At 73.7% G+C, this 23,688-nt stretch carries 19 protein-coding genes; 12 read left to right on the top strand and 7 right to left on the bottom strand.

Translation table 11 applies throughout. From position 1 onward, the window contains the following. Positions 1 to 3 precede the first annotated feature (3 nt). Positions 4 to 1,203: a damage-control phosphatase ARMT1 family protein gene (locus AQI88_RS13815; protein WP_066997447.1), complete on the top strand. Its 1,200-nt coding sequence runs from the start codon at positions 4 to 6 to the stop codon at positions 1,201 to 1,203. Here the strand turns inward: AQI88_RS13815 and AQI88_RS13820 are convergent. Together AQI88_RS13820 and AQI88_RS13825 are read right to left on the bottom strand one after the other, a co-directional pair. Continuing rightward, positions 1,180 to 2,442, bottom strand: a complete 1,263-nt coding sequence (locus AQI88_RS13820; protein WP_066997450.1) for a cytochrome P450 — start codon at positions 2,440 to 2,442, stop codon at positions 1,180 to 1,182. The two genes, AQI88_RS13815 and AQI88_RS13820, sit on opposite strands and share 24 nt — an antisense overlap. Continuing rightward, the gene (locus AQI88_RS13825; protein ID WP_066997453.1) at positions 2,439 to 3,230 is read right to left on the bottom strand and encodes an alpha/beta fold hydrolase; all 792 of its coding nucleotides are present in this window, start codon (positions 3,228 to 3,230) and stop codon (positions 2,439 to 2,441) included. Before AQI88_RS13825 ends, AQI88_RS13820 begins: the two co-directional genes overlap by 4 nt. Before the next feature lie 238 nt (positions 3,231 to 3,468). Here AQI88_RS13825 and AQI88_RS13830 point away from each other — a divergent pair, with 238 nt between their 5' ends. The 3 genes from AQI88_RS13830 to phsA all read left to right on the top strand — a co-directional run bounded on the left by AQI88_RS13830 (position 3,469) and on the right by phsA (position 8,277). Beyond that, the gene (locus tag AQI88_RS13830) at positions 3,469 to 3,999 is read left to right on the top strand and encodes an LLM class flavin-dependent oxidoreductase (protein WP_066997456.1); all 531 of its coding nucleotides are present in this window, start codon (positions 3,469 to 3,471) and stop codon (positions 3,997 to 3,999) included. Positions 4,000 to 4,118: 119 nt separating this feature from the next. Next, complete coding sequence (gene cyc2 / locus AQI88_RS13835; protein ID WP_066997459.1) at positions 4,119 to 6,275, top strand: germacradienol/geosmin synthase Cyc2; 2,157 nt, start codon at positions 4,119 to 4,121, stop codon at positions 6,273 to 6,275. A gap of 121 nt (positions 6,276 to 6,396) precedes the next feature. Next, positions 6,397 to 8,277 (top strand): O-aminophenol oxidase PhsA, encoded by a 1,881-nt coding sequence (gene phsA, locus AQI88_RS13840; RefSeq protein ID WP_066997462.1) that lies wholly within the window; start codon positions 6,397 to 6,399, stop codon positions 8,275 to 8,277. A gap of 11 nt (positions 8,278 to 8,288) precedes the next feature. On the opposite strand, the gene AQI88_RS13845 is transcribed toward phsA, so the two are convergent. Further along, positions 8,289 to 9,023: a CTP synthase C-terminal region-related (seleno)protein gene (locus tag AQI88_RS13845; RefSeq protein WP_066997465.1), complete on the bottom strand. Its 735-nt coding sequence runs from the start codon at positions 9,021 to 9,023 to the stop codon at positions 8,289 to 8,291. Between the two features lie 93 nt (positions 9,024 to 9,116). On the opposite strand from AQI88_RS13845, the gene AQI88_RS13850 reads away from it, so the two are divergent. The 4 genes from AQI88_RS13850 (at position 9,117) to AQI88_RS13865 (ending at position 13,029) form a co-directional block, all read left to right on the top strand. Further along, positions 9,117 to 9,983: a LysR family transcriptional regulator gene (locus tag AQI88_RS13850; RefSeq protein ID WP_066997482.1), complete on the top strand. Its 867-nt coding sequence runs from the start codon at positions 9,117 to 9,119 to the stop codon at positions 9,981 to 9,983. Between the two features lie 142 nt (positions 9,984 to 10,125). Continuing rightward, complete coding sequence (locus AQI88_RS13855) at positions 10,126 to 10,689, top strand: PDZ domain-containing protein (RefSeq protein ID WP_066997484.1); 564 nt, start codon at positions 10,126 to 10,128, stop codon at positions 10,687 to 10,689. A gap of 214 nt (positions 10,690 to 10,903) precedes the next feature. After that, positions 10,904 to 12,031, top strand: a complete 1,128-nt coding sequence (locus tag AQI88_RS13860) for an aminopeptidase P family protein (protein ID WP_066997486.1) — start codon at positions 10,904 to 10,906, stop codon at positions 12,029 to 12,031. A 53-nt stretch (positions 12,032 to 12,084) separates the two neighbouring features. Next, positions 12,085 to 13,029 (top strand): aminoglycoside phosphotransferase family protein, encoded by a 945-nt coding sequence (locus AQI88_RS13865; RefSeq protein ID WP_066997489.1) that lies wholly within the window; start codon positions 12,085 to 12,087, stop codon positions 13,027 to 13,029. A gap of 7 nt (positions 13,030 to 13,036) precedes the next feature. Here AQI88_RS13865 and treZ read toward each other — a convergent pair whose 3' ends face one another. Further along, positions 13,037 to 14,782 (bottom strand): malto-oligosyltrehalose trehalohydrolase, encoded by a 1,746-nt coding sequence (gene treZ, locus AQI88_RS13870; protein WP_066997492.1) that lies wholly within the window; start codon positions 14,780 to 14,782, stop codon positions 13,037 to 13,039. A gap of 174 nt (positions 14,783 to 14,956) precedes the next feature. Between treZ and AQI88_RS13875 the strand changes: the two genes are divergently transcribed. Together AQI88_RS13875 and AQI88_RS13880 are read left to right on the top strand one after the other, a co-directional pair. Beyond that, complete coding sequence (locus tag AQI88_RS13875) at positions 14,957 to 15,532, top strand: DUF1707 and FHA domain-containing protein (protein ID WP_066997494.1); 576 nt, start codon at positions 14,957 to 14,959, stop codon at positions 15,530 to 15,532. Between the two features lie 80 nt (positions 15,533 to 15,612). Next, a complete protein-coding gene (locus AQI88_RS13880) occupies positions 15,613 to 16,035 on the top strand; it encodes an SSI family serine proteinase inhibitor (protein ID WP_066997497.1) in 423 nt (140 codons plus the stop codon). A gap of 45 nt (positions 16,036 to 16,080) precedes the next feature. Here AQI88_RS13880 and AQI88_RS13885 read toward each other — a convergent pair whose 3' ends face one another. Then, positions 16,081 to 17,331, bottom strand: coding sequence for a M14 family zinc carboxypeptidase (locus AQI88_RS13885; protein ID WP_066997500.1), 1,251 nt, complete (start codon positions 17,329 to 17,331; stop codon positions 16,081 to 16,083). Positions 17,332 to 17,466: 135 nt separating this feature from the next. Continuing rightward, entirely contained in the window at positions 17,467 to 18,900 is a 1,434-nt protein-coding gene (gene lpdA, locus AQI88_RS13890; protein WP_066997503.1) for a dihydrolipoyl dehydrogenase, read from the bottom strand. Positions 18,901 to 18,987: 87 nt separating this feature from the next. On the opposite strand from lpdA, the gene AQI88_RS13895 reads away from it, so the two are divergent. Continuing rightward, positions 18,988 to 19,920 (top strand): LysR family transcriptional regulator, encoded by a 933-nt coding sequence (locus AQI88_RS13895; RefSeq protein WP_066997506.1) that lies wholly within the window; start codon positions 18,988 to 18,990, stop codon positions 19,918 to 19,920. A 6-nt stretch (positions 19,921 to 19,926) separates the two neighbouring features. Here AQI88_RS13895 and treY read toward each other — a convergent pair whose 3' ends face one another. Continuing rightward, positions 19,927 to 22,296 carry a malto-oligosyltrehalose synthase gene (gene treY / locus AQI88_RS13900; protein WP_208615777.1) on the bottom strand — a complete coding sequence of 790 codons (2,370 nt, stop codon included), beginning with the start codon at positions 22,294 to 22,296 and terminating at the stop codon, positions 19,927 to 19,929. Positions 22,297 to 22,377: 81 nt separating this feature from the next. Here treY and AQI88_RS13905 point away from each other — a divergent pair, with 81 nt between their 5' ends. Then, positions 22,378 to 23,670: an MFS transporter gene (locus tag AQI88_RS13905; protein WP_066997512.1), complete on the top strand. Its 1,293-nt coding sequence runs from the start codon at positions 22,378 to 22,380 to the stop codon at positions 23,668 to 23,670. The last annotated feature ends 18 nt before the right edge of the window (positions 23,671 to 23,688 follow it).

Genomic DNA, 23,688 nt, shown 5'->3' on the forward strand with positions numbered 1-23,688 from the left:
GGCATGCCCGTCACCCCCGCCGCGCCCGTGCTCCTCGGCAACGAACCCGGCTCGTTCCCGCACAGCGTGCTGGCCGAGCGGCATCCCGCGATCATCCGGCAGGTCCGGGACGCCTTCCCGTACGGCCCCGGGCAGCACCGCGCGCTGGACGAGCTGCTGAAGAGCTGTACCGAAGGCGTGATCGAACCGCTGCCCGAGGACGCGGGGGACCGGGACCGGTGGCGTGCCTGGGGGCTGGACGACTACGCCGGCCGGTCCTGGTTCGACGTGCCCTGGCTGTGGTCCGAGAGCTACTTCTACCGTCGGCTGCTCGGCGCCGTCGGCCACGTCGGCCCGGGCGCCTGGCAGGGCATCGACCCCTTCCGCCCGTTCAAGCGGGCCGAACTCGACGCCCCGGAGACCGACGAGGAACTGGCCGCACTCGACGCGCTCCAGGACCGGCCGGAGGAGGAACGCGCCCGCGCCCTGCTGCACGGCTCGCTGTGGGGCAACCGCGCCGACCTCGGCTTCCGCCTCTCCGCCGCCGGCACCGAGGCCGCGGAGCCGGCCCCCGCCCTGGTCGCCGACGACAGCGAGACCCTGTGGTCGCTGCTGCCGCCCTCCGGCACGGGCACGCTCTGCCTGGTCGCGGACAACGCGGGCCGCGAACTCGTCCCCGACCTGCTCCTGATCGCCCATCTCCTCGCCGAGGGGCGGATCGGCCGGGCCGTCCTGCACGTCAAGCCGTACCCGTACTACGTCTCCGACGCCACGGCCGCCGACGTGGTCGACGCCCTGCAACGCCTGGCCGCGGCGCCGGGCGCGGCCGCCGGGTACGCGCGCGTGCTCTGGTCGGCCATGGCCGACGGCCGCCTCACCGTACGCGCCCACCCCTTCTCCTGCGCCCCGCTGCCGTACGCCGATCTGCCGGACGATCTGCGCGCCGAGTTCGCCTCGGCCACGCTGACCCTCTTCAAGGGCGACCTCAACTACCGCCGTCTGGTGGGCGACCGGCTGTGGCCGCCCACCACGCCGTTCCAGGACGTGACCGCCTGGTTCCCCGGGCCCGTCGCCGCCCTGCGCACCCTGAAGTCCGACGTGATCACCGGCCTGTCCGCACCCACCGAGTCCGCGCTGGTCGCGGCACAGGGCCGACGCTGGCGCACCGGCGGCACCCATGCGCTGATCCAGGTGAACGCCTCAAGCGAGATGCACAGGAAGTGATTTGAGACCGTTGATGAAGTTGGATACGAGCCGCCCGGCCGGACCTGCGGGGCGCAGGCCGGGAAGGGCACGCAGCACCTCCTCGTAGAGCACCCGCAGTTGCAGCCGGGCGAAGTGGGCACCCAGGCACACATGCGGGCCGTCCCCGAAGGACACGTGCGGGTTGGGCGTGCGGGCGAGGTCCAGCCGGCCGGGATCGGCGAAGACGCGCTCGTCCCGGTTGGCCGAGGCATGGAACACGACGATCTTGTCGCCCGCCCCGATCCGGCGGCCGGCCAGCTGGGTGTCCTGTGCGGCCGTCCGGCGGAAGGTGAGCACGGGCGGGTGCCAGCGCAGCAACTCGTCGGCCGCAGACTGTATGCCAACCTTCCCGGCGCGCAGCAGCTCGTACGCCTCCGGATGCTCGGCCAGGGCCAGCAGTCCGCCGGGGGCCGCGCTGCGCACGGTGTCGTTGCCCGCGACGGTGAGCAGGAAGAAGAACATCTCCAGTTCGGCGTCGGCGAGTTCCGCGTCGTTGGCGAGTGTCGTCATCATGTCGTCTGCGGGATGTCGTCGTTTGTATGCAGCCAACTGTCCGGCATAGGCGAACATGTCCCGCAACATCGCCGGCGAACGCGGATTGACCGGCTTGCCCGCCGCGTCCAGCACCGGGACACCGGCCTCGTCCGGATCCTGGTAGCCGATGACCCGCTGCGTCCACCGCAACAGCAGCCGCCGGTCGCTCTCCGCAACCCCCAGCAGATCGGCCAGGTTGAGCAGCGCGTACTCGTCGGTGACGGCGGCGACCAGGTCGGCCGTGCCGTCGCCCGACCGGGCCTCGTCCAGCGCCCGGTCGAGCAGGGCGCGTGCCCGCTCGCGTGCGACCGCCGCGAACCGTGCGATGCGGCCCGGCGTGAACGCACGGCTCACCAGCCGCCGCAGCCGGCCGTGCTGCGGCGGATCCTGATTGAGCATCATGCGCCGGATGAACGGCAGGTCCTCCGGGTCGGGGTCCCGGATCTGGGTCGCGCCGAGGCAGGAGGAGTACGTCGCCGAGTCCTTGAGCACGCGGACCACGTCCGTGTGCCGGGTCACCGCCCAGAATCCAGGTCCCTCCGGCCAGCCCAGCACCTCCGGTTCGTCCTGCCAGGCGACCGGGTGGTGGTCGCGCAGTACGCGGTAGTCGGCGTACGGCACCCCGGCGGCGTACCGGCGCGGGTCGAAGACGTCGGGCACCGGCGGTGCCTCGCGTACACTCACGCCGGCTCGCCCTCGCCCGCCGCGTCCGCCCGCAGGAAGTCCTCCACCGCGCGGATCAGCTCCAGCGGAGTCTCGTCCATGGCGTAGTGCCCGGCGCCGGGCAGCCCCACGAGTTCGGCGCGCGGATACCAGGACATCCATGTCTGCCGCATCAGCGCCGGGGACAGCGCCGGATCGAGTTCGCCGGCCACCGCCAGCGCGGGCACCTCGCAGCCCTCGACGTCGGCGCGGAAGTCGTCCCCCGCCCACGAGTCGAGCCAGGCCCGGAACGCCTTGGCGTCGCTGCACTCCAGCGAGCGGTCGACCATCCGGTCGAGCCAGGCGGCGGGGCGGCGGCCCCCGGTGGTGAAGTCGATGATCGCGCGCCGGTTCTCCGGCTTGTGCGCCGCGTCCGTGAACAGTACGCCCTGCTCGCCGGGCAGCGGCAGCCCCGAGGCGGGCACGGGGGAGACGCCGACGATCCGGCGCAGCCGGTGCGGGGCGACCGACAGCAGCCGTTGCGCCACCGCCCCGCCCATGGAGTGCCCGATCACCGAGAACCGCTCCCAGCCCAGCCGGTCGGCCAGCTCCACCAGGTCCACGGCCGCCTCGGTCGTCGTATAGGAGCCCACGGCGTCCCTGGCCCCGCCGTAGCCGCGCAGATCGACCAGGACGTAGGTGAAGGCGGTGCGGTCGAGGTCCGGCAGGACGGCGGCGTAGGCGGTCCGGTCGGCGAACCAGCCGTGCACGGCGAACACCTGGTGGGCGCCGTCGCCGTGCACCTCATGGGGCAGCACGAAGGAGGTCATGCGCCTACCGTGGCCCGGGCGCGGGGGCTCGGCAAGGGCGCGGACGGGGCATGGCGGCGGTCGCCGGGATGTCGGATCGCGTATCGCGCACCGGACGGGACGGGCACAGGGAAGAAGAGGACGGCATGCGCATCGGAGTGGCACCGCACCGGTACGACCCCGTTGTCCTCGCCCACCAGACCGCCACGCTCGGCCGACTCTCCCGTGGCCGCTTCACGATGGCACCGGCTGGGACACCGTGGAGTTCGCGGCCGTCGGCGCCTCCTTCGCCGGGCGCGGCCGCCGTGCCGACGAACAGCTCACCGTCGTACGGCGGTGGTGGCGCGGCGACGACGACGCGGCGCGACGCGGCGTGCTGCCCCGCGCCGAGGGCGGTCCGCCCGTCTGGATCGGCGGACAGAGCGACGCGGCCCTGCGCCGTGCCCTGCGGCACGGCGACGCATGGCACGGCGCGGGCGTCGATGGCGTACAACTCGCCCGGGTTCGTGAGAAGTTGACGACCCGCGCCGAAGGGGCCGACCGGGACCCGGCCACCCTGGCACCGACCGCGGGCCTGTTCCTGCTCCCGCCGGGCTTCCCGGCCGCCGTCGACCTCCCCGGACGCCCCCTGGGCGGCACGGACGCGAGCGCGGAGAGCGTACGGGGCGAGCGGGGGCGCCTGGCGGAAGGGGCCCTGTCGTCCGCCTCCCTGTGGCTGCCGGTCACCACGGAGGCGCTCCCGGACGCGCCGGCCTGGACCGCCGAGGAGATCCTTCGGCACTCGTCGTGAGCGAAGGCCAACGCCACGGAAACCCGCGGAAGTTCCCCGTCCCGACGGCAGTTCACGCGATGGTGTGATCATGTGCTGCGCGGAGGATGGCCCTCCCGGACCCCGGGTAGGGCCCCGCCATGACGCAGCCGTTCGAACTCCCGCACTTCTACATGCCGTATCCCGCGCGGCTCAACCCGCACGTCGACGAGGCGCGCGCCCACTCGACGGCGTGGGCACGCGAGATGGGCATGCTGGAGGGCTCCGGGGTCTGGGACCAGGCCGACCTGGAGGCGCACGACTACGGGCTCCTGTGCGCCTACACCCACCCCGACTGCGACGGTCCGGCCCTCTCGCTGATCACCGACTGGTACGTGTGGGTGTTCTTCTTCGACGACCACTTCCTGGACATGTACAAGCGCACCCAGGACCGCGCCGCCGGAAAGGCCCACCTGGACCGCCTGCCCCTGTTCATGCCGCTGGACCCGGCCACCCCGATGCCGGAGCCGGAGAACCCGGTCGAGGCGGGCCTCGCCGACCTGTGGCGGCGCACGGTGCCGTCGATGTCCGTCGACTGGCGCCGGCGCTTCTCCGTCGCCACCGAGCACCTGCTGAACGAGTCCATGTGGGAGCTGTCCAACATGAACGCGGGCCGGATCGCCAACCCGGTCGAGTACATCGAGATGCGCCGCAAAGTGGGCGGCGCCCCCTGGTCGTCGGGGCTGGTGGAATACGCGACCGCGGAGGTGCCCGCCGCCGTCGCCGGGACGCGGCCGCTCAGGGTGCTCATGGAGGCGTTCTCCGACGCGGTCCACCTGCGCAACGACCTCTTCTCCTACCAGCGGGAGGTCGAGGACGAGGGCGAGAACAGCAACGGCGTGCTCGTCCTGGAGACCTTCTTCGGCTGCACCACCCAGGAGGCCGCCGAGACCGTCAACGACATCCTCACCTCGCGCCTGCACCAGTTCGAGCACACCGCGCTCACCGAAGTGCCCGCCGTCGCCCTGGAGAAGGGGCTCGGGCCCGACGAGGTCGCCGCGGTCGCCGCCTACACCAAGGGACTTCAGGACTGGCAGTCCGGCGGCCACGAGTGGCACCTGCGCTCCAGCCGCTACATGAACAAGGGCGCCACCTCCGTCGCGCCCTGGCAGAAGCTGACCGGTCCCGGCACCTCCGCGGCCGACGTCGGCGGGCTGCTCGCCTCGGCCGCCGCGGAACGCCTGCGCGCGTACGCGCACGTGCCCTTCCAGAAGGTCGGCCCGTCCCTGCTGCCCGACTTCTACATGCCCTACCAGGTCGAGCTGAGCCCGCACCTGGAGGCGTGCCGCCCCCGCCTGACCGCGTGGATGCACCGCATGGGCATGCTGGAGGAGGGTGTCTGGGACGAGGACAAGCTCGCCGCGTCCGACCTCCCGCTGTGTTCGGCCGGACTCGACCCGGACGCCACACCGGAGGCCCTCGACCTCAGCGCCCACTGGCTCGCCTGGGGCACCTACGGCGACGACTACTACCCGCTGGTCTTCGGAGGCCGCCGCGACCTGGCCGCCGCCCGGCTGACCACCGCCCGCCTGTCGGCCTGCATGCCCGTCGACGGCGAGGAGACACCCGTCGTCCCGGTCAACGGCATGGAACGCGGACTGATCGACCTGTGGGCCCGCACCACCGCCGGCATGACGCCCGGCCGGCGGCGCGCCCTGCGCGAGTCGGTCGACAAGATGACCGAGAGCTGGGTGTGGGAGCTGTCCAACCAGCTCCAGAACCGCGTCCCCGACCCGGTCGACTACCTGGAGATGCGCCGCGCCACCTTCGGCTCCGACCTCACCCTGAGCATGTGCCGCAGGGGTCAGGGACCCGCGATCCCGCCGGAGATCTACCGCACCGGCCCCGTCCAGGCGCTGGAGAACGCCGCCATGGACTACGCGTGCCTGACCAACGACGTCTTCTCGTACCAGAAGGAGATCGAGTATGAGGGCGAGCTGCACAACGCGATCCTCGTCGTGCAGAACTTCTTCGGTTGCGACTACCCGGCCGCGCTCGGCATCGTCCACGACCTGATGACCCAGCGCATGCAGCAGTTCGAGCACATCATCACCCATGAACTACCCGTCCTGTACGACGACTTCGGCCTGTCGGCCGAGGCGCGCGAGGCCATGGGCGACTACGTGGCCGACCTGCAGAACTGGCTGGCGGGCATCCTGCACTGGCACCGGGAGGTCGACCGCTACAAGGCCGCCTACCTCGCCCGCCGGACCCACGGCTTCGTTCCGGACCGGATGCCCGCGCTGCCCGTCGGCTGACCGCACACCGGCCTTTTCTCAACTTTCTCGTACGGAAGGGGGTATTCCGGGAACCTCGGCGGGGCGCCAGGAGTCTTCTGAGGCAAGGGGAACAAACACAGAACACGGGGGGTGTTCGATCTTGACCGACATCTTCGAGAAGATCGCCAAGGGTCTTGCGGACGAGCAGGCACCGGAACCGGGCGAACTGACGCCGTACGTCGCCCGGTTACCGATCCCGCCCGTCCTGCGCCCGGGATCCGCGTCCGCCGACGTGACCCACGAGACGGAGATCGCCCTGCGCCCCGCCTGGGTCCGCCTGCACCCGCAGCTGCCGCCGACCCTGATGTGGGGGTACGACGGACAGGTGCCCGGCCCGACCATCGAGGTGCGGCGCGGACAGCGCATCCGCATCGCCTGGACCAACCGCATCCCGAAGGACAGCGAGTACCCGGTCACCTCGGTGGAGGTGCCGCTGCGCACCGACGGCCGCCCGCAAGCCACCACCGAGCCCGGCCGCGAGGGCGTCGAACCGAACAAGGACGTCGCCGCCCTGCCCGCCTGGACGGTGACCCACCTGCACGGCGCCCAGACCGGCGGCGGCAACGACGGCTGGGCCGACAACGCCGTCGGACACGGCGACGCCCAGCTGTCCGAATACCCGAACGACCACCAGGCGGTGCAGTGGTGGTACCACGACCATGCGATGAACATCACGCGGTGGAACGTGATGACGGGCCTGTACGGCACCTACCTCGTCCGTGACGACGAGGAGGACGCCCTCCACCTCCCCTCCGGGGAGCGGGAGATACCGCTGCTGCTCGCCGACCGCAACCTCGACACGGACGAGGACGGCCGTCTCAACGGCCGGCTGCTGCACAAGACGGTGATCGTCCAGCAGCAGAACCCGGAGACGGGCAAGCCGGTCTCCATCCCGTTCACCGGCCCGTACACCACGGTCAACGGCCGCATCTGGCCGTACGCCGACGTGGACGACGCCTGGTACCGCTTCCGGCTGGTCAACGCGTCCAACGCGCGCATCTACAACCTCGTCCTGGTGGACGAGGACGACAACCCGGTGCCGGGCGTCCTCCACCAGATCGGCAGCGACGGCGGGCTGCTGCCCCGCCCCGTCCCGGTCGACTTCGACGACGCGCTGCCCACGCTGACCGCGGCCCCGGCCGAGCGGTTCGACCTGCTGGTCGACTTCAGGGGACTTGCCGGCCGGAAGCTCCGGCTGGTCAACAAGGGCCGCAACCAGCCCGCGGGCGTGTCCGACCCGGCGGGCGACGTGCGCTATCCCGCGGTCCTGGAGTTCCGCGTCCGCGAGACCGGCATGTGCGACACCTTCGAACTGCCCGAGGTGCTCTCCGGCTCCTTCCGCCGCCTCACGCACGACATCGAGCACGGCCACCGCCTGATCGTGCTCACCCCGCCCGCCACCAAGGGCGCCGGCGGCCACCCGGAGATCTGGGAGATGACCGAGGTGGCGGACCCGGGCGGCCTCCAGCTCCCCGCCGACGGCGTCATCCAGCTCACCGGGGCCAATGGCACGACGAAGACGTACCGGCGCACGGCACGGACGTTCAACGACGGTCTCGGCTTCACCATCGCCGAGGGCGGCTACGAGCAGTGGAGCTTCCTCAACCTCGCGCCGATCGTCCACCCGATGCACATCCACCTGGCCGACTTCCAGCTGCTGGGCCGGGACGCGTACGACGTCTCGGGCTTCGACCCGACGGTGGGCGGCACCAGCAAGCCCATCGCGTACGACGCGGGCACCCCCATACCGCTCGCGCCCAACGAGCTGGGCCACAAGGACGTCTTCCGCGTCCCCGGCGGGCAGATCCTGCGCGTCATGGGCCGGTTCGACGGGGCCTACGGCCGGTTCATGTACCACTGCCACCTGCTGGAGCACGAGGACATGGGCATGATGCGGCCCTTCGTCGTCATGCCGGCCGAAGCCATGAAGTTCGACCACGGCGGGGCGCACGGCGGCCACGGCGGGGGCCACACCGGCTGATCCCGGTCACCTCACGCGGGTCGGCGCTCCACCCGGCCCGCGTGCTCGACCGCGGCTCGCGCCAGCGCCCGCACCACCGGGTGGGGGCGCGAGCCGTCGCCGGACAGCTCCGGCTGGAACAGCGTGGCCAGGAAGAAGGGGTGGCCCGGCAGTTCGGCGACGCGGACCTGTCCGTCCTCGTCGTGCCCGGAGAAGCGCAGGCCGTGGGCGTGCAGCGTGTCGAGGTGGCGGGAAGGGCCGTACGCGCAGAAGTACCGCTCGACCGTGCGCGCCGAGCCGATCACGGACTCGGCGAGCGAGCCGGGTTCGAGGGACACGGCGGCCTCGTGACCGACCAGGGAGCAGGCCAGCGGCTCGATGAGCAGGTCCTCGGCGTCGGGGTCGTTCTCGGCGTGCGCGGTCCGGGCCAGTCCGCACACGTTCCGGGCGAACTCCAGCAGTGCGTGCTGGAAGCCGCCGCACGTGCCGAGGAACGGGATGCCCTCCTCCCGCGCGGTGCGGACGGCGGCGAGAACGCCCGCCTCGCTGCGGTACGGGCTGCCCGGCAGCACCCAGACGGCGTCGAAGCCGCGCACCGCACCCTCGGCCTCCGCATCCTCGGTCGGGATCCAGTAGGCGTCCAGGACCAGCCGGTCGCGCTCGGCGAGGGACTCCAGCAGGAGCGGGATCCGGGTGTGCGAGACGACGTTGGGGGAGCGGTCCCCGACGAGCGCGAGGGTGGCGGTGTGAGCTGCGGTGTTCGTCATGCCGTTCATCCTGGGCGGCGCCCCCGGTTCACGTCCAACGATGATTCCTGCACGGTCGATAAGCGTTGCTGATGGAGTGGGATCCTGGTCCCCATGGACCCGCATCTGCTGCGCACGTACGTCACCGTGGCGCGCCTCGCCTCCTTCTCCGCGGCCGCGCGCGAGCTGGGCTACACCCAGTCCGCGGTGTCCCAGCACATCGCCGCGCTCGAACAGGACCTCGGCGCGCCCTTGCTCACCCGGCGGCCCGTCACGCCCACCGCGGCCGGCGAACGCCTCCTGGAACACGTGGGCCCGCTGCTGCTGCGCCTGGACGCGGCCCGCGCCGACGTCGCCCGCATGGCCGCGGCGCCCGCGCACGGCCTGACCCTCGCCGCCACACCGACCGCGCTCGGCCCCGGCATCCTCGGCGCGCTCCCGGCCGCGGGCGTGACCCTGCGCGTCCTCACCCGGGACGAGATCCCGGCCGCCGTCGCCACCGGCACCGCCGACCTCGGCCTGGTCGATGGTCTCGCCGCCCCCAGCGATCCGCTGCGGCTGCCCGACGTGGCGCCGCTGACCACGCACGGCGTCGCCGAGGAACCCGTCAGCGTCCTGCTGCCCGCCGGCCACCCCCTCGCCGGTCGCACCGGCCTGCGGCTGGGCGACCTCGCCGACGCGCGCTGGCTCGACGCCCCCGACGCGGCGCTCCCGCTCGCCCAGCTGCGCACCGCGGGCGGCGGCGGCGCCTTCCGCCCCTCCGTCCGCTACGAAGGCACCGACCTGCGCACCCTCACCGCCCTCACCGCCGCCGGCCACGGCCTCACCCTGCTGCCCCGCTCGACGGCCACCGGCGCAGCGGGCACGGTCGCCGTGCCGCTCACCGCACCGCGGGTCGTCCACCGCACGGAACTGCTGCACGGCGGCGCACCGTCAGGAGCGGCCGCCGAGCTGGTCCGGCGGATGGTGGACGGTGGGTGACGGGTGCGCGGCCGACAGCTGATCCATCGTTTCGCCTCGACGGCTATGACTACCCTCCGCCACCCTCCGGCCAGTCTCACTCGTTCGAGTCTCGTCGCGGCCCGGCGCCCCGGGTAGAGCACCACCCGGAGGCGAGCGAACCATGGAACATACTGCGTTGCGTCCCAAACCGATGCCCGGCCAGGAGCGGGGGGAGGGCGACACGCCCCGCCCCGCGCGGCGCCCGCACGCCGCGCGCCGACGCGGCCGGCGGATCAGGACCGTGCTGTTCGGGCTGTTCACCGGGACCGTCCTGGTGCTCTCCGGGGTCGGCATCGGCACGGTCGGCGCCACGGTGATCGGCATGAGCAGGCTGGCCGAGCTGCAACACCACGCCCCGCCGCCCGCCCCCTCGGCCCGGCCCGCCCCCTCCGCGTCCCCGAGCCCCGCCGAGGCCCGGACCGGCGCGACCGTGGGCGTGGAGGCCGTCGACGCCGAGAAGCCGGGCGCCCTGGTGGTGGGCGTCCACGTGCCCGGCCCCGGCTACACGGCAGGCCTGGTCCGCGGCGACGTCCTGCTGCACTTCGGCAGCACCCGCATCGACACGGCCGCCGACCTCGCCCGAGCCGTCGCCCACGCCCGCCCCGGAAGGGAGGTGACCCTCACCGTGCGCCACCGCAGCGGCGGCTACCAGCAGCTGACGGTCGTTCCGGGGGTGGTGACCTGACCGGGGCCGGAGTGAGGCCGAGCGCGTCCACGGACCCGGCGAAACTCGCTGGTCACCCCCCGCCCCACGCGCCATGATGGCCCCATGCCGCGCCAGTCTGCGCGAACCGCGCCCCTGGGACTTCGCGATCGGCTCGCGCCGCCCTGCCCGGCCGGGCAGGATGCTGCCCGAGACCGCTTCGCCCCCGCCACCTCGACCGCGCCCGGAGGCCCGGATGACCGGTAGTACGCCCGCGCCCTTCACCGCCGACGACTACAGGGCCCGTATGGAGCGCGCCGCGCGCTCCGCCGCCGATGCCGGCCTCGCGGGACTGCTCGTGGCGCCCGGACCCGACATGGTGTGGCTGACCGGATACACGCCCACCGCGGTCACCGAACGGCTCACCGTGCTGGTGCTCGCCCCCGGCCGAGCCCCCGTGCTGGTCGTGCCCACCCTGGAGGCCCCGGACGCCGAACACGCGGCGGGCGCGACCGCGCTCACCCTGCGCGACTGGACCGACGGCAAGGACCCCTACGCCGTCACCGCAGCCCTCCTCGACGACCACGGGCGCTTCGGCATCAGCGACAACACCTGGGCGATGCACCTGCTGGGCCTCCAGCGCACCCTGCCCGGCACGTCGTACGCCTCCCTCACCGACGCCCTGCCCATGCTGCGCGCCGTCAAGGACGCGGCCGAACTGGAGCTCCTGGCAGCCGCCGGAGCGGCAGCGGACCGGGCGTTCGAGGAGATCCGGAAGGTTCCCTTCGCCGGGCGCCGCGAGTCCGACGTCGGCCACGACCTCGCCGACCTGCTGCGCCGCTTCGGACACTCCCAGGTCGACTTCACCATCGTCGGCTCGGGCCCCAACGGCGCCAACCCGCACCACGAGGTCGGCGACCGCGTCATCCAGGACGGCGACATGGTCGTCCTCGACTTCGGCGGCCTCAAGGACGGCTACGGCTCCGACACCACCCGCACCGTCCACGTCGGAGAGCCCACCGAGGAGGAACGCACGGTCCACGACATCGTGCGCGCCGCCCAGGAGGAGGGCTTCCGGGCCGTACGCCCGGGCGTCGCCTGCCAGGAGGTCGACCGCGCCGCCCGCGCGGTCATCACCGACGCCGGATACGGCGCGTACTTCATCCACCGCACCGGGCACGGCATCGGCGTCACCACCCACGAACCGCCGTACATGATCGAGGGCGAGGAACAGCTCCTCGTACCCGGCATGTGCTTCTCCGTGGAGCCGGGCATCTATCTGCCCGGCCGCTTCGGGGTGCGCATCGAGGACATCGTCACGGTGACCGAGGACGGCGGCCGCCGCCTCAACAACACCACCCGTGAGATGGTCATAGTGGACTGAGAGACCAGGAGACACACCCTCGACGACACCCCGGAACGGCTACGGCGCGACCCATGACCCAGGCACCGACACCCACCGCGGACACCGTCCGCAGACTGGTCCGTTCGCTGCTCAAGGAGAGCAGGGACACCGCGAACGGCAGCGGGGGACCCGACGTCCGGCCCGTCACGGAGGGCCACGAGCACACCTGGTGGGTCGGCGGCCGCCATGTGCTGCGCCTCGCCCCCGACCACAACGCCGCCGTCCGCCGCCGCCGCGAACTGCGCCTGCGCGACCTGCTCCGCCCGCACGTGCCCGTCGCTGTCCCCACCAGCGTCGCCCACGGCGACTGGGCACCCGGCCTCGCCTACACCCTCGACAGCAAACTGCCCGGCGGCACCGCCGACGAGCACGACGTCTCCGCCGTCGGCGAGGCCGACCTCGCCGGGCTGCTCAGCGGACTGCGCGCGGTGCCCGCACGGCAGGCCGAGACGCTCGGCGTGCCCCGCAGCGCCCCGCGCTCCCTGGAGGCGCTGCGCCGCATGGCCGTGCACGCGGCCGAACGGCTCGCCGCCGCCGACGAGTTCGACGCCGCCCGCCTGCACCAGCTCACCGCGCCCGGCGCCGCCCAGCTCGCCGCACAGCCCGGCACCGCCGTCCTCACTCACCACGGCCTCACCGGCGAGCACGTGGTGGTCAGCGCCGACGGACGGGTCCGCGGCATCCTGGACTGGACCGAGGCCACCCTCGGCGATCCCGCCGAGGACATCGCCGGGCTCGCCGTGGCCGTCGGCTCCCCGGCCGCCGTCCGCGCCGCCACCCTCGCCGGTTACGGCGCCCGCCCCTGCCTGCGCGGCCTGTGGCTCGCCCGCTGCGACACCGTCATCCGCCTCACGGACCATCTCGAGGGCCGCGCACAGGGTTCCCTGACGCTGCTGAGAACCCAGCTGCGGCGCGCCTGGGAACCGATCCTGCTGGAGCGGGTGACCGAGTTCCAGGACGAGGAGACGGAGCCGTAGCGGCCGCTCAGGGCTGGACCAGCACCACGCACGACTCCCCGGGCACCTGCAGCAGCCCGTCCGGGCCCGGCGCCGCCACCGGCTCCCACGCGGCGAGGACCTGCGCCCGGCGGCTGCCCAGCGGGATCGCCGCCGCTTCCTTGCTCAGGTTGACCGCCACCCGGACGTCCCCGCGCCGGAACGCCAGCCAGCGGGCCTCCTCGTCGTAGGCCACCTTCGTGTCGGCGAGGTCGGGATCGGTGAGGTCCGGCTGCTCCCGGCGCAGCGCGATCAGCCGCCGGTACCAGGCCAGCACGCGCGCGTGGGGCTCGCGTTCCGGCTCCGACCAGTCGAGGCAGGACCGCTCCCGGGTCGCCGGGTCCTGCGGGTCCGGTACGTCCTCCTCGGCCCACCCGTGCTGTGCGAACTCCCGGCGCCTGCCCCGCCGTACCGCCTCGGCCAGCTCCGGGTCCGTGTGGTCGGTGAAGAACTGCCAGGGCGTGCCCGCCGCCCACTCCTCGCCCATGAACAGCATCGGCGTGAACGGCGCGGTCAGTGTGAGCGTGGCCGCGCAGGCCAGCAGGCCGGGGGAGAGGAGGGCCGAAAGACGGTTCCCCTGCGCGCGGTTGCCGACCTGGTCGTGGGTCTGGCTGAAGCCCAGCAGCCGGTGCCCGGCCACGCGCGCCCGGTCCAGCGGCCGGCCGTGGCTGCGCCCCCGGAAGGCCGAGTACGTACCGTCGTGGAAGTAGCCGCCGGTGAGCGTCTTGGCGAGCGCGGCGAAGGGGGCGCGCGCGAAGTCGGCGTAGTAGCCCTGGGACTCGCCGGTCAGCGCGGTGTGCACGGCGTGATGGAAGTCGTCGTTCCACTGTGCGTGCAGCCCGAGGCCGTTCTCCGCGCGCGGGGTGATGATCCGCGGGTTGTTCAGGTCGGACTCGGCGATCAGGGACAGCGGGCGGTCCAGCTCGCCGGCGAGGTCGTCGACGGCCGCCGACAGCTCCTCCAGGAAGTGGCACGCGCGCGTGTCGTACAGCGCGTGCACGGCGTCCAGGCGCAGCCCGTCGATCCGGTAGTCCCGCAGCCACGCCAGCGCGCTGCCCAGGAGATACGCGCGCACCTCGTCCGAGCCGGGCGCGTCCAGGTTCACCGCGGCGCCCCACGGCGTGTGGTGCGTGTCCGTGAAGTACGGCCCGAACAGCGGCAGGTAGTTGCCCGACGGGCCCAAGTGGTTGTGGACGACGTCCAGGACGACGCCCAGGCCCAGTTCGTGCGCCCGGTCAACGAACCGTTTCAGCGCCTCGGGGCCGCCGTACGGCTCGTGCACCGCCCACAGCGACACGCCCTCGTAGCCCCAGCCGTGCCGCCCCGGGAAGGGGCACAGCGGCATCAACTCCACATGCGTGACACCCAGTTCCGCCAGGTGCTCCAGACGCGCGGCGGCCGCGTCCAGGGTGCCCTCGCGGGTGTACGTGCCCACGTGCAGCTCGTAGAGCACCGCGCCCGGCAGCTCGCGCCCCGCCCACGCGGCACGCCACGCGTACCGCCCGTGGTCGACCACCGCGCTCAGCCCGTCCGGGCCGTCCGGCTGGCGGCGCGAGCGCGGGTCGGGCAGGACCGGACCGCCGTCCAGCGCGAACCCGTACCGCGAGCCGTCCTGCGCCCGAGCCTGTCCCGTCCACCAGCCGACGCGCTCCGGATCGCGCTCCAACGCGCGCGTGGCGCCGTCGCAATGGAGCGTCACACGGTCTGCCTGTGGTGCCCACACCTCGAACTGCACGGACGGTTCCCCTTCGTCTGCTCACCGTGATGTAGCCCGTCCATCGTGCCGCGAAAGCGATCAATCCGCCGTCGAATCCGCCCTTTCCCGGCAGGTGTCGTGGAAGCGCACGCCCATGGCGGCCGTTTCCCCCGTTTCTGGACACCAGGGGTTCACTGTCCGACAATCACCAGCGTGACGTCGTCCTTCGAGTTCCCCACGTACCCCGCGCGGCTGTCCGACGCGGAGCGCGACAAGGCGGTGCAGGTGCTGCGAGACGGCGTCGCGATGGGCCGGCTGTCGCACGACACGTTCGTGCGCCGCATGGAACTCGCGCTCGCCGCGCGCCGTGCCGACGAACTCGCCGCCCTCACCGCCGACCTGCCTCGCGAGAACCGTTTCTCCCGCGTGGTCCTCGGCACCGTCGAGGCCGTCTCCGGATTCACCGTACGGCTGCGCCGGGCCTGGCAGGCCGAGCGGCTGCCCAAGCTGCTGCTGCCGCAGGCGGCGGGCGGCCATCCGCTGCGCATAGGCCGCGACCCCGCCAGCGGGCTGCGCCTGAACCACGAGACCGTCTCCCGCGTACATGCCGAACTGCGCCGGCAGGGCGGCATGTGGGTGCTCAGGGACCTCGGCTCCACCAATGGCACGACGGTCAACGGCCGCCGTGTGGTGGGCGCCGTCGTGGTCCACGAGGGCGACCAGGTCGCCTTCGGGCGGATCGCCTTCCGGCTCGCTGCGCACCAGGAGACGTTTCCGCATTCGAACTGACGCGCCACCGTGGGCCCGTACGGGTTCCGTTCGGGTGAGTCGGGGTGGGGAACGCGGGCCGCCGAGCCGATGGTTCGGGAATGACGTACATCACCCGAGCGACAGCGGCCGCAGGCGCCCTGCTGGCGTCCGTCGGCCTCCTTGCCGCGGGCCCGGCCCAGGCGGCACCCCGTAACGCGTTTCCTCTTCCCGGCAACTGGCTCTACCTCTCCGCCACCCCGGGCGAGACCCAGCCCAGCAACACGCGCGGCAAGCTGCTGCTGTGCGACCCCGTGCCCCTGGGGTTCGCGCAGGCGGCCGAGGCCTGTGCCGAACTCGCGGCCGTCGACGGCGACATCGCGCGCATTCCGCACAGGAAGGTCTTCTGCCCGATGATCTTCGCCCCGGTGACCGTCCACGCGCGCGGGCAGTGGAACGGCCGGCCGGTCGACTACCAGGAGACCTACACCAGCAAGTGCGTCATGGCAGCGCGGACGGGACCGGTGTTCGCCCTGGACAGGTGAGCCCGGCTGTCGGCAGGCGGGTAAGACACGGGCGGCGTGAAGGCCTCACGCCGCCCGCTCCCGGGCCTGCTGGGCCGCCACCAGCACCGTCCTGGACTGGTGCTCCACCTGGTGCTCCAACGGCACCCAGCGGGCTCTGAAACGCCCCGCGAAGGCTTCGCACCAGGAAGCGACGAGCTGTTCCAGCCGGGGTGCCGCCCGGTCGTCCGTCTCCCGCAGCACCCGCAGCAGCATGGCCGCTGCCCGCAGCGGCAGCCGCCGCCCGAAGGCGTCCACACTGCCGACGTACGCCATCGTCGTGCCGGCCGGCGGTGTGTGGGTCCAGTCCTGCGCCAGGCCCGGTATCAGCTCCAGCGCCCACCGGGCCGCCCGCAGCAGCGGACCGTCCGCGCCCTCCAGCCGGGGCAGCGCCTCGGCGAGCACCCGCTCCACCTCCAGCGAGTCCCGCAGCAGCCGCTGTGCCAGCCGGCGTATCGCCGCCGCCGGCGCCGGGTGCGGCGCCGGGTCGTCCACCAGGTCGCTGGCCCACATCGGGACCTCCACGACGGCCGTCAGACCGCCGTAGCGGTGCGTGTGGTACCAGGTGCTGTGCCGCGCGTCGTCCGGCATGCTCGGGTACGCGACGCCCGTCTCCGGGCCGGGCATCACATGCACCCCGGGCCCGGAGGCCGGCCAGCCCGCGGCGTCCGAGGCACCCGCCTCCACCGGGATGTGCAGTTCCGCCGCGGACTTGGCGAACGGCTCGGCGAGGCCCGGCACGTCCTTCGTCAACTGCACCCAGCTGCCGCCCAGATCGGTGCCGTGCAGCGTCACCTGGAGATAGGGCCGCAGTTCGTCGATCACCCCGGTCAGGGTCCGGGTCTCGGGCGGCAGCCGGTCCGGCGGCAGTACCGCCGGCGACCACTCGGGCTGCTCCGCGCCCGTCGGCCGGTAGAAGCCGAGGTGGTAGTCGAGCAGGCTGCGCGGCGCCGGGGTCACATGCAGGCTCGCGCCGTCCGGGTCCGCGCACAGCAGGAAGTGCCAGGAGGTGCCGGCCCGCAACTCCCGCTCGGCCAGCACCCGCTCGGCCAGCACCCGGAGGGTGGAGCCGCCGGTCGGCTCGTTGGCGTGGGCGCCCGCGACGACCAGCACCGCACGCCGGGCGTGCCCCACGGACAGCAGGTGCAGGGGCCGGCCGGCCCGCGAGACGCCCACCTGTCTGAGCGCGCACAGCCCGGGCTGCTGAGCGGCCAACGCCCGGGCGGAGGCGACCAGTTCGGGAACGCTGGGGTAGCGCAGCTCCGGCAGGAGACTCACCCCCGACTTGTCCGCCCGGCTTCGCCCTCCCAGTGCCGCACGGCATGGGTGAACTGTCAAGCACTCGACGGGGGAGGCTCCAGGGGGCGCCCGGACGCACTCCCGGACCGCGGTCGGCCGCCGTGCTCCGGGTACTCACTGCTGGTGCAGGCCGCGTCCCGCGAGCGTCAGGAACACCTCGCCGACCGCTTCCGACAGCGTCGGGTGCGCGTGCACGTGCCGGGCCACGTCCGAGGGCTGGGCGTCCCAGCCGACGATCAGCTGGCTCTCGGCGATCATCTCCGACACATGGGGGCCCACCAGGTGCACCCCGAGCACCTGCCCGCCGCCGGCCTCGGCCACGACCTTCACCATGCCGCCCTGCCCGTGCACCATGCCCTTGGCGACGGCGGTCAGCGGCATCGTGTTGACCTCGACCTCGTGCCCACGCGCGCGTGCCTCCGCCTCGCCGAGCCCCACGGACGCGGTCTGCGGCGACGAGTACGTCACCCGGGGCACCGCCGCGTACTCGACCGCCGGCGACGACATCCCCGCCAGTGTCTCGGCCACCAGCAGACCCTCCGCGAACGAGGCGTGCGCCAGGCCGAGCGAGGGCGGCGGCAGCAGGTCGCCCACGACATGCATCCCCGGTACGGCCGTCTCCAGCCGGCTCCAGTCCGCCGGTGCGACGAACCCGCGCTCGTCCGTCGTCAGACCGGCGGCGGCCAGGTCCAGGCCCTCGGTGACCGGGGCCCGGCCGACGGCCACCAGCAGCCGCTCCGCCTCCACTACCCGGGTCTCTCCGCGCGCGGTGCGCACGCGCGCGCGTATGCCGTCCTCCAGTACCTCCGCGTCCAGCAGCCGCGCGCCCGCCTGCACGTCGATGCCCCGCTTCTTCAGGCCGCGCGTCAGATGACGGCTCACCTCGGCGTCCTCCAGCGGCACGATCCGGTCGGCGGCCTCCACCAGGGTGACCTGCGCGCCCATCGACCGGTGGAAGGAGGCGTACTCCACGCCGATCGCGCCCCCGCCCAGCACCAGCACGGAGGCGGGGAGCCCCGGCGCGAACAGCGCGTCGTCGCTGGTCACCACGCGCCGGCCGTCCGGCGAGAGCCCCGGGAGCATGCGCGGGCGTGAGCCGGTCGCGAGGACGATCCCACGGTGCGCGATGAAGTCGCGCACGCCGAGCGCGGGTTCGTTGTGCACATCCTCGACGCGTACGGCGCGCGGCCCTGTGAGCCGCGCGCTGCCTCGGACCACCCGCACGCCTGCATGCGCAAGATGAGCCTCCACCCCTTGGTGATTGCGCGCCACGATGTCGTCCCGGGTGGCCACCAGCGCCGGCCAGTCCACGGAGTCCAGCGTGGCCTTCACGCCCCAGCGTTCGCGGGCCTCGGCGATGCCGTCGACGAGTTCGGCGGCGTGCAGCATCGCCTTGCTCGGGATGCAGCCCCGGTGCAGACAGGTCCCGCCGACCTTGTCGCGTTCGACGAGTACGACGTCGAGACCGAGGGAGGCGGCGCGCAGGGCGGTGCTGTACCCGCCCGTGCCCCCGCCGATGACGATGACATCCGGTGTGTTGATGCTCATGGCCCCACCCTCCGTCCATCCCTTGCCATGAGTCCAAGGCAATGTTCTTGTAGAATCCATGCAGGATCTTCATGGGAGGGTGCGGAGTTGAGCCTGCGGCAGATGGAGTACTTCCTGACGGTCGTCCAGGAGGCGTCCTTCACGCGCGCGGCGGACGCCCTGCACGTCACCCAGCCCGCGCTCTCGCACCAGATCAAGGCGCTGGAGAAGTCGGTCGGAGGCGCCCTGCTGGAGCGGTTGCCGCGCGGAGTGCGCCTCACCCCGATGGGCCGCGCATTCCTGCCGCACGCCGAACTCGCCGTCCGCAGCGCCTCCCAGGCCCGACGCGCGGCCCGCGCCGCCGCCGGCGCCGAGGGCGGCGAACTGCACGTCGCGGCCCTGCACTCCATCGCCGTCGGCGCCCTGCCCGACGTCTTCGCCCGCTGGCGCGCGAGGCACCCGCAGGTCCTGCTGCGCCTGCACGAGTACGCCACCACCGAGGCCCTGGAGGAGGCCGTGCAGCGCGGCACCGCCGACCTCGCCGTGGGCCCCGCACCCGCCGACCCGCCCGGCACCGTCGTCCCGGTCGGCGAGGAGGAACTGGTCCTCGTGGTGCCGTTCGACGACCGTCTCGCAGGCCGTACGACCGTGACGCTGCCGGAACTCGCCGACCGCGCCTGGATCCGCTGCGCCATGGAACCCGTCGTCCACGGCGAGCGCTTCCTCGACTGGGCGTGCGGCAAGGCCGGGTTCAGACCGCGGACCGCGGTGTGGACCGAGCACACCTCGACGGCCGTGCGCATGGCCGCCGCCGGGGTGGGGGTGTGCGCCGCGCCCGCCCACATCGTGCGCGGTGCCGTCGGCGAGGACTGCGTGCTCCTCACCCCCGACCCGCCCTGGAAGCGCGCCCTGAGCGTCTACGCGCGCGCGGCGCCCACCGGGGCCGCCGAGGCCTTCGTGGACCTCCTGCGCGCCGTCTGGCCCTCCCTCGGAGCGCCGCCACCCGCGCGTGGGTACGAGGACTGCGAGCTGCCCGCCTGAGCCTCCTCAGGCATCCTGGACCCGCTCCAGCAGAACCACCGGGAGCCGTTCGAAGAGGTCCGCCACGCGCGCGTGCCCGGTGAACTCCCGCTCCGGCGTCAGCACGTCCGCCCACCGTCCCGGTGGCAGTGGCAGCCGCGTCTCCCGCCAGCCCCCCGCCTCCGCCAGCTGCAGCGACAGGCGCGTCACCGCCGTCACGACCTCCCCGGAGCGCACGAACGCCGTACAGTGCTGCGCCGCCGGACCCTCGGCCTCCAGCGGCGCGTACGTCGCCGCCGCGCCGAAGGCCTCGGCCCTGCGGGCACGCAGCCGCAGCGCCGCCGCCGTCAGGGCGTTCTTCTCGCCGGGCGCTTCCGGCGGGAACGCCGCCGGCCGCCGGTTGTCCGGGTCCACCAGCGCCCGGTACTCGCCCTCCGTGCCCTGGTACACGTCCGGCACCCCCGGCATCGTCAGATGGACCAGCGCGGTCCCGAGGACGTTCGCCCGGATGTGCGGCTCCAGCGCCCTGCGGAAGGCGGCCACGCGCTCCCCGGGTGGTCCGCACGGCCCGGCCGTGACGAAAGCCGCCACCGCCTCCTCGTACGGCGGCTCCTGCTCCGTCCAGCTCGTGTACATGCCCGCCTCCCGCACATGCTTCAGCAGCGCCCCCTGGACCCGCTCCGCCTGCGCCGGTCCCAGCCCGAACACCGTCTGCCAGGCCGCCCAGGCCAGCTGCCCGTCCGGTGCGCCCTCCTCGGGCAGGGTCACCTCGGCGAGCAACTCCGCCCAGCGGCCGGGGCACTCGGTGAGCACGGCCAGTGCCGCGCGCACGTCGGTGCTGCGCTTGGTGTCGTGGGTGGAGACGACCGTGCCGGTGAGCGGCCACTCGCGCTGCACGCGCGCGCAGTACGCGTGGAAGTCCTCCGGGGACACGCCGGGGCTGCCCGGGTCGCCGCCCACCTCGGTCGCCGACAGCAGGGGCACATAGCGGTAGAACGCCGTGTCCTCCACGGACTTGGCGCGCAGCGCCGACGCGGTCTGCGCGAACCGGGTGCGGAACTCCAGCCGGTCGGCGTGGTCCGGTGCCGAAGGTTCACCGGGCGCCTCGACCAGCAGCCGGCGCACGATGCCGACGGCTTCGGCCTCCTCGGGCACCACGAAGGCCAGCCGGGCCTCCTCGGCGGCCTGCTCGGTGAGGACGGCGCAGGCGTCACCGGAGGCGTAGGGCCGGTAGACGCGCAGCCGTACCAGCAGTTCCTCCGCGGCCGTGCGCAGCGCCCAGGGCGCCCGGTCGCGCAGCGTGAGGTCCGACGAGGCGGCGCACAGCCGGGCGGCCACCCGGGTGAGCCGGTCGGTCTCGGCGGCCAGCTCGTGCGTGAGCACCTTGTAGGCGGCCCGCCGCACCGTGGCCTCCCAGTTGCCGCCCCGGTCCGTCTGCGGCGCCGCGAACGCCCGGTACCGCCCGAGCAGTTCGTACGCCCCGGCGCGGTCCGTGAACAGGCCGTCGACCTGGCGCAGGGCGTCGTAGCCCGTGGTGCCCGCGACGGGCCAGGAGGCCGGCAGCCGCTCGCCGTCGGCGAGGATCTTCTCCACGACCGTCCAGCGCCCGCCACTCGCCTCGTGCAGGCGCTCCAGATAGCCGTCGGGGTCCGCGAGTCCGTCCGGATGGTCGATCCGCAGCCCGTCGAGCACGCCCTCCGCCAGCAGCTGGAGGATCTTGGCGTGGGTGGCCTCGAACACCTCGGGGTCCTCCACGCGCACCCCGATCAGCTCCGAGATGCTGAAGAAGCGCCGGTAGTTCAGCTCGGTGCGGGCGAGCCGCCACCACACCGGGCGGTACCACTGCGCGTCCAGCAGCCGGGGCAGCGGCAGGTCCTCGGTGCCCGCGCGGAGGGGGAAGGCGTGGTCGTGGTAGCGCAGGACGTCTCCGTCGACGACGAGGCGGTCCAGCTCCGAGCCGAGCGGACCGCCGAGCACGGGCAGCAGCACCCGTCCGCCCTGCGCCTCCCAGTCGATGTCGAACCAGCGCGCGTACGGCGAGCCGGGCCCCTCGCGCAGCACCTCCCACAGCGCGCGGTTGTGCCGGGGGACCATGGCCATGTGGTTCGGCACGATGTCCACCACGAGGCCCAGGCCGTGCTCCCGCGCGGTGTGCGCCAGCGCGCGCAGCCCCTCCTCACCGCCCAGTTCCTCGCGCACGCGCGCGTGGTCCACCACGTCGTAGCCGTGCGCGGAGCCCGGGACGGCCTCCAGGACGGGGGACAGGTGCAGGTGCGAGACGCCGAGCGACGCCAGGTACGGTACGGCCGCCGCGGCGGCGGCGAACGGGAACGCGGGCTGGAGTTGCAGCCGGTAGGTGGCCGTGGGCACGTCCGGTCGGGGTCGCGCAGAGGTCATGGAAACCTACGTACCCAGCCCGCCGTCTTTCGTGTCATCGACCCCTGCACGGACCCACGCACGCGTGCCTAGCTTCGAGTGATGGGAAGAAGGGAACGGCCCCGGGGACGGCGCGGCACGCTGGACACCTACCGCGAGGTGATCGGCCTGACCGGGCCGCTGCTGCCGGGCGTGTCGTTCCTGGGGCGGCTGCCGACGGCCACCATCCAGTTCGGCAGTGTGCTGCTCGTCGCCCGGACGAGCGGTTCGCCGGCCGCCGCGGGACTGACCGGCGGCGCGCTCGCCCTCGGCCAGGTGGCCTGCGGGCCACTGGTGGGCCGGCTCGCCGACCGGCACGGCCAGCGGACGGTCGTGCTCGTGTTCTCGCTCGCCAACGCGCTCGCGGTGGCCGCCCTGGTCACCGGCGCCCTCGCCGGCCTGCCCACACCCGTCCTGGCCCTCCTGGGGGCCGCGGCCGGCGCCACCGTGCCGCTCGTCGGCCCGCTGGCCCGCACCCGCCTGGTTGCGCTCGCCCGCCGCTGCGGCGCCCCCGAGCCCACCGTCGGCGCCGCGCTCTCCTTCGAGAGCACCCTGGACGAGCTGTCCTTCGTCCTCGGCCCGGCCCTGGTCGGCCTGGCCGCCGTCCTCGCCCACCCGGCGTACGCACTGGGCGGCGCGGCCCTCCTGGTGGCCACCTGCGGCACCGGCTTCGCCCTGCACCCGACCGCCCGGGCGGTCCGGCCCGGCGCGGCACGCGCGCGTACCGCTTCCGCGTCACCCGCCCCCATGCCCCGTTCCGTCCACGCCCTGCGCGCGGCCCTCGCCCTCCAGGGCGCCATGTTCGGCGCCTGCCAGGCCGGGATCACGGCGCTCACGGCCCGGCTCGGGCAGGAGGACCAGGCCGGGCTCGTGTACGCCGCCATGGGCGTGATGAGCGCCGTGGCGGGGCTCGCCATGGCCGCCGTACCGGCACGCCTCGGGCTCCCGGCGCGCTGGCGGCTGGCGACGGGCGCCGCCTTCGCGCTGTCCCTGCCGCTGCTGCGCACGGACGGCCTGCCGGGCCTGTACTCCGTCGTCACCGTCCTCGGGACCGCCTACGCCCCGCACCTCGTCACGGTGTTCGGGCTGACCGAGCGCACGGTGCCGCCGTCCCGGCTGTCCGAGGCGATGGCGTGCGCGACGAGCGCCCTGGTCGGGGGCCAGGCCTTCGCGGTCGCGGTCACCGGCCGCCTGGCCGAGTCCTACGGCCCCTCGGCGGCGTTCGCCGCGGCGAGCACGGCCGCCGCGCTCGCCTGCGCCATCGCCCTGACGGCCCGCCCGACGACGTACGCGGGACAGCCGGAAGATGCCCTCCACGCGCGCGCGTGCGACGAGCAGGCGCGCACGACCCCCTGAACGGGGGCCGTACGTGAG

This window comes from Streptomyces cellostaticus, assembly GCF_001513965.1.
Classification (GTDB): Bacteria; Actinomycetota; Actinomycetes; order Streptomycetales; family Streptomycetaceae; genus Streptomyces; species Streptomyces cellostaticus.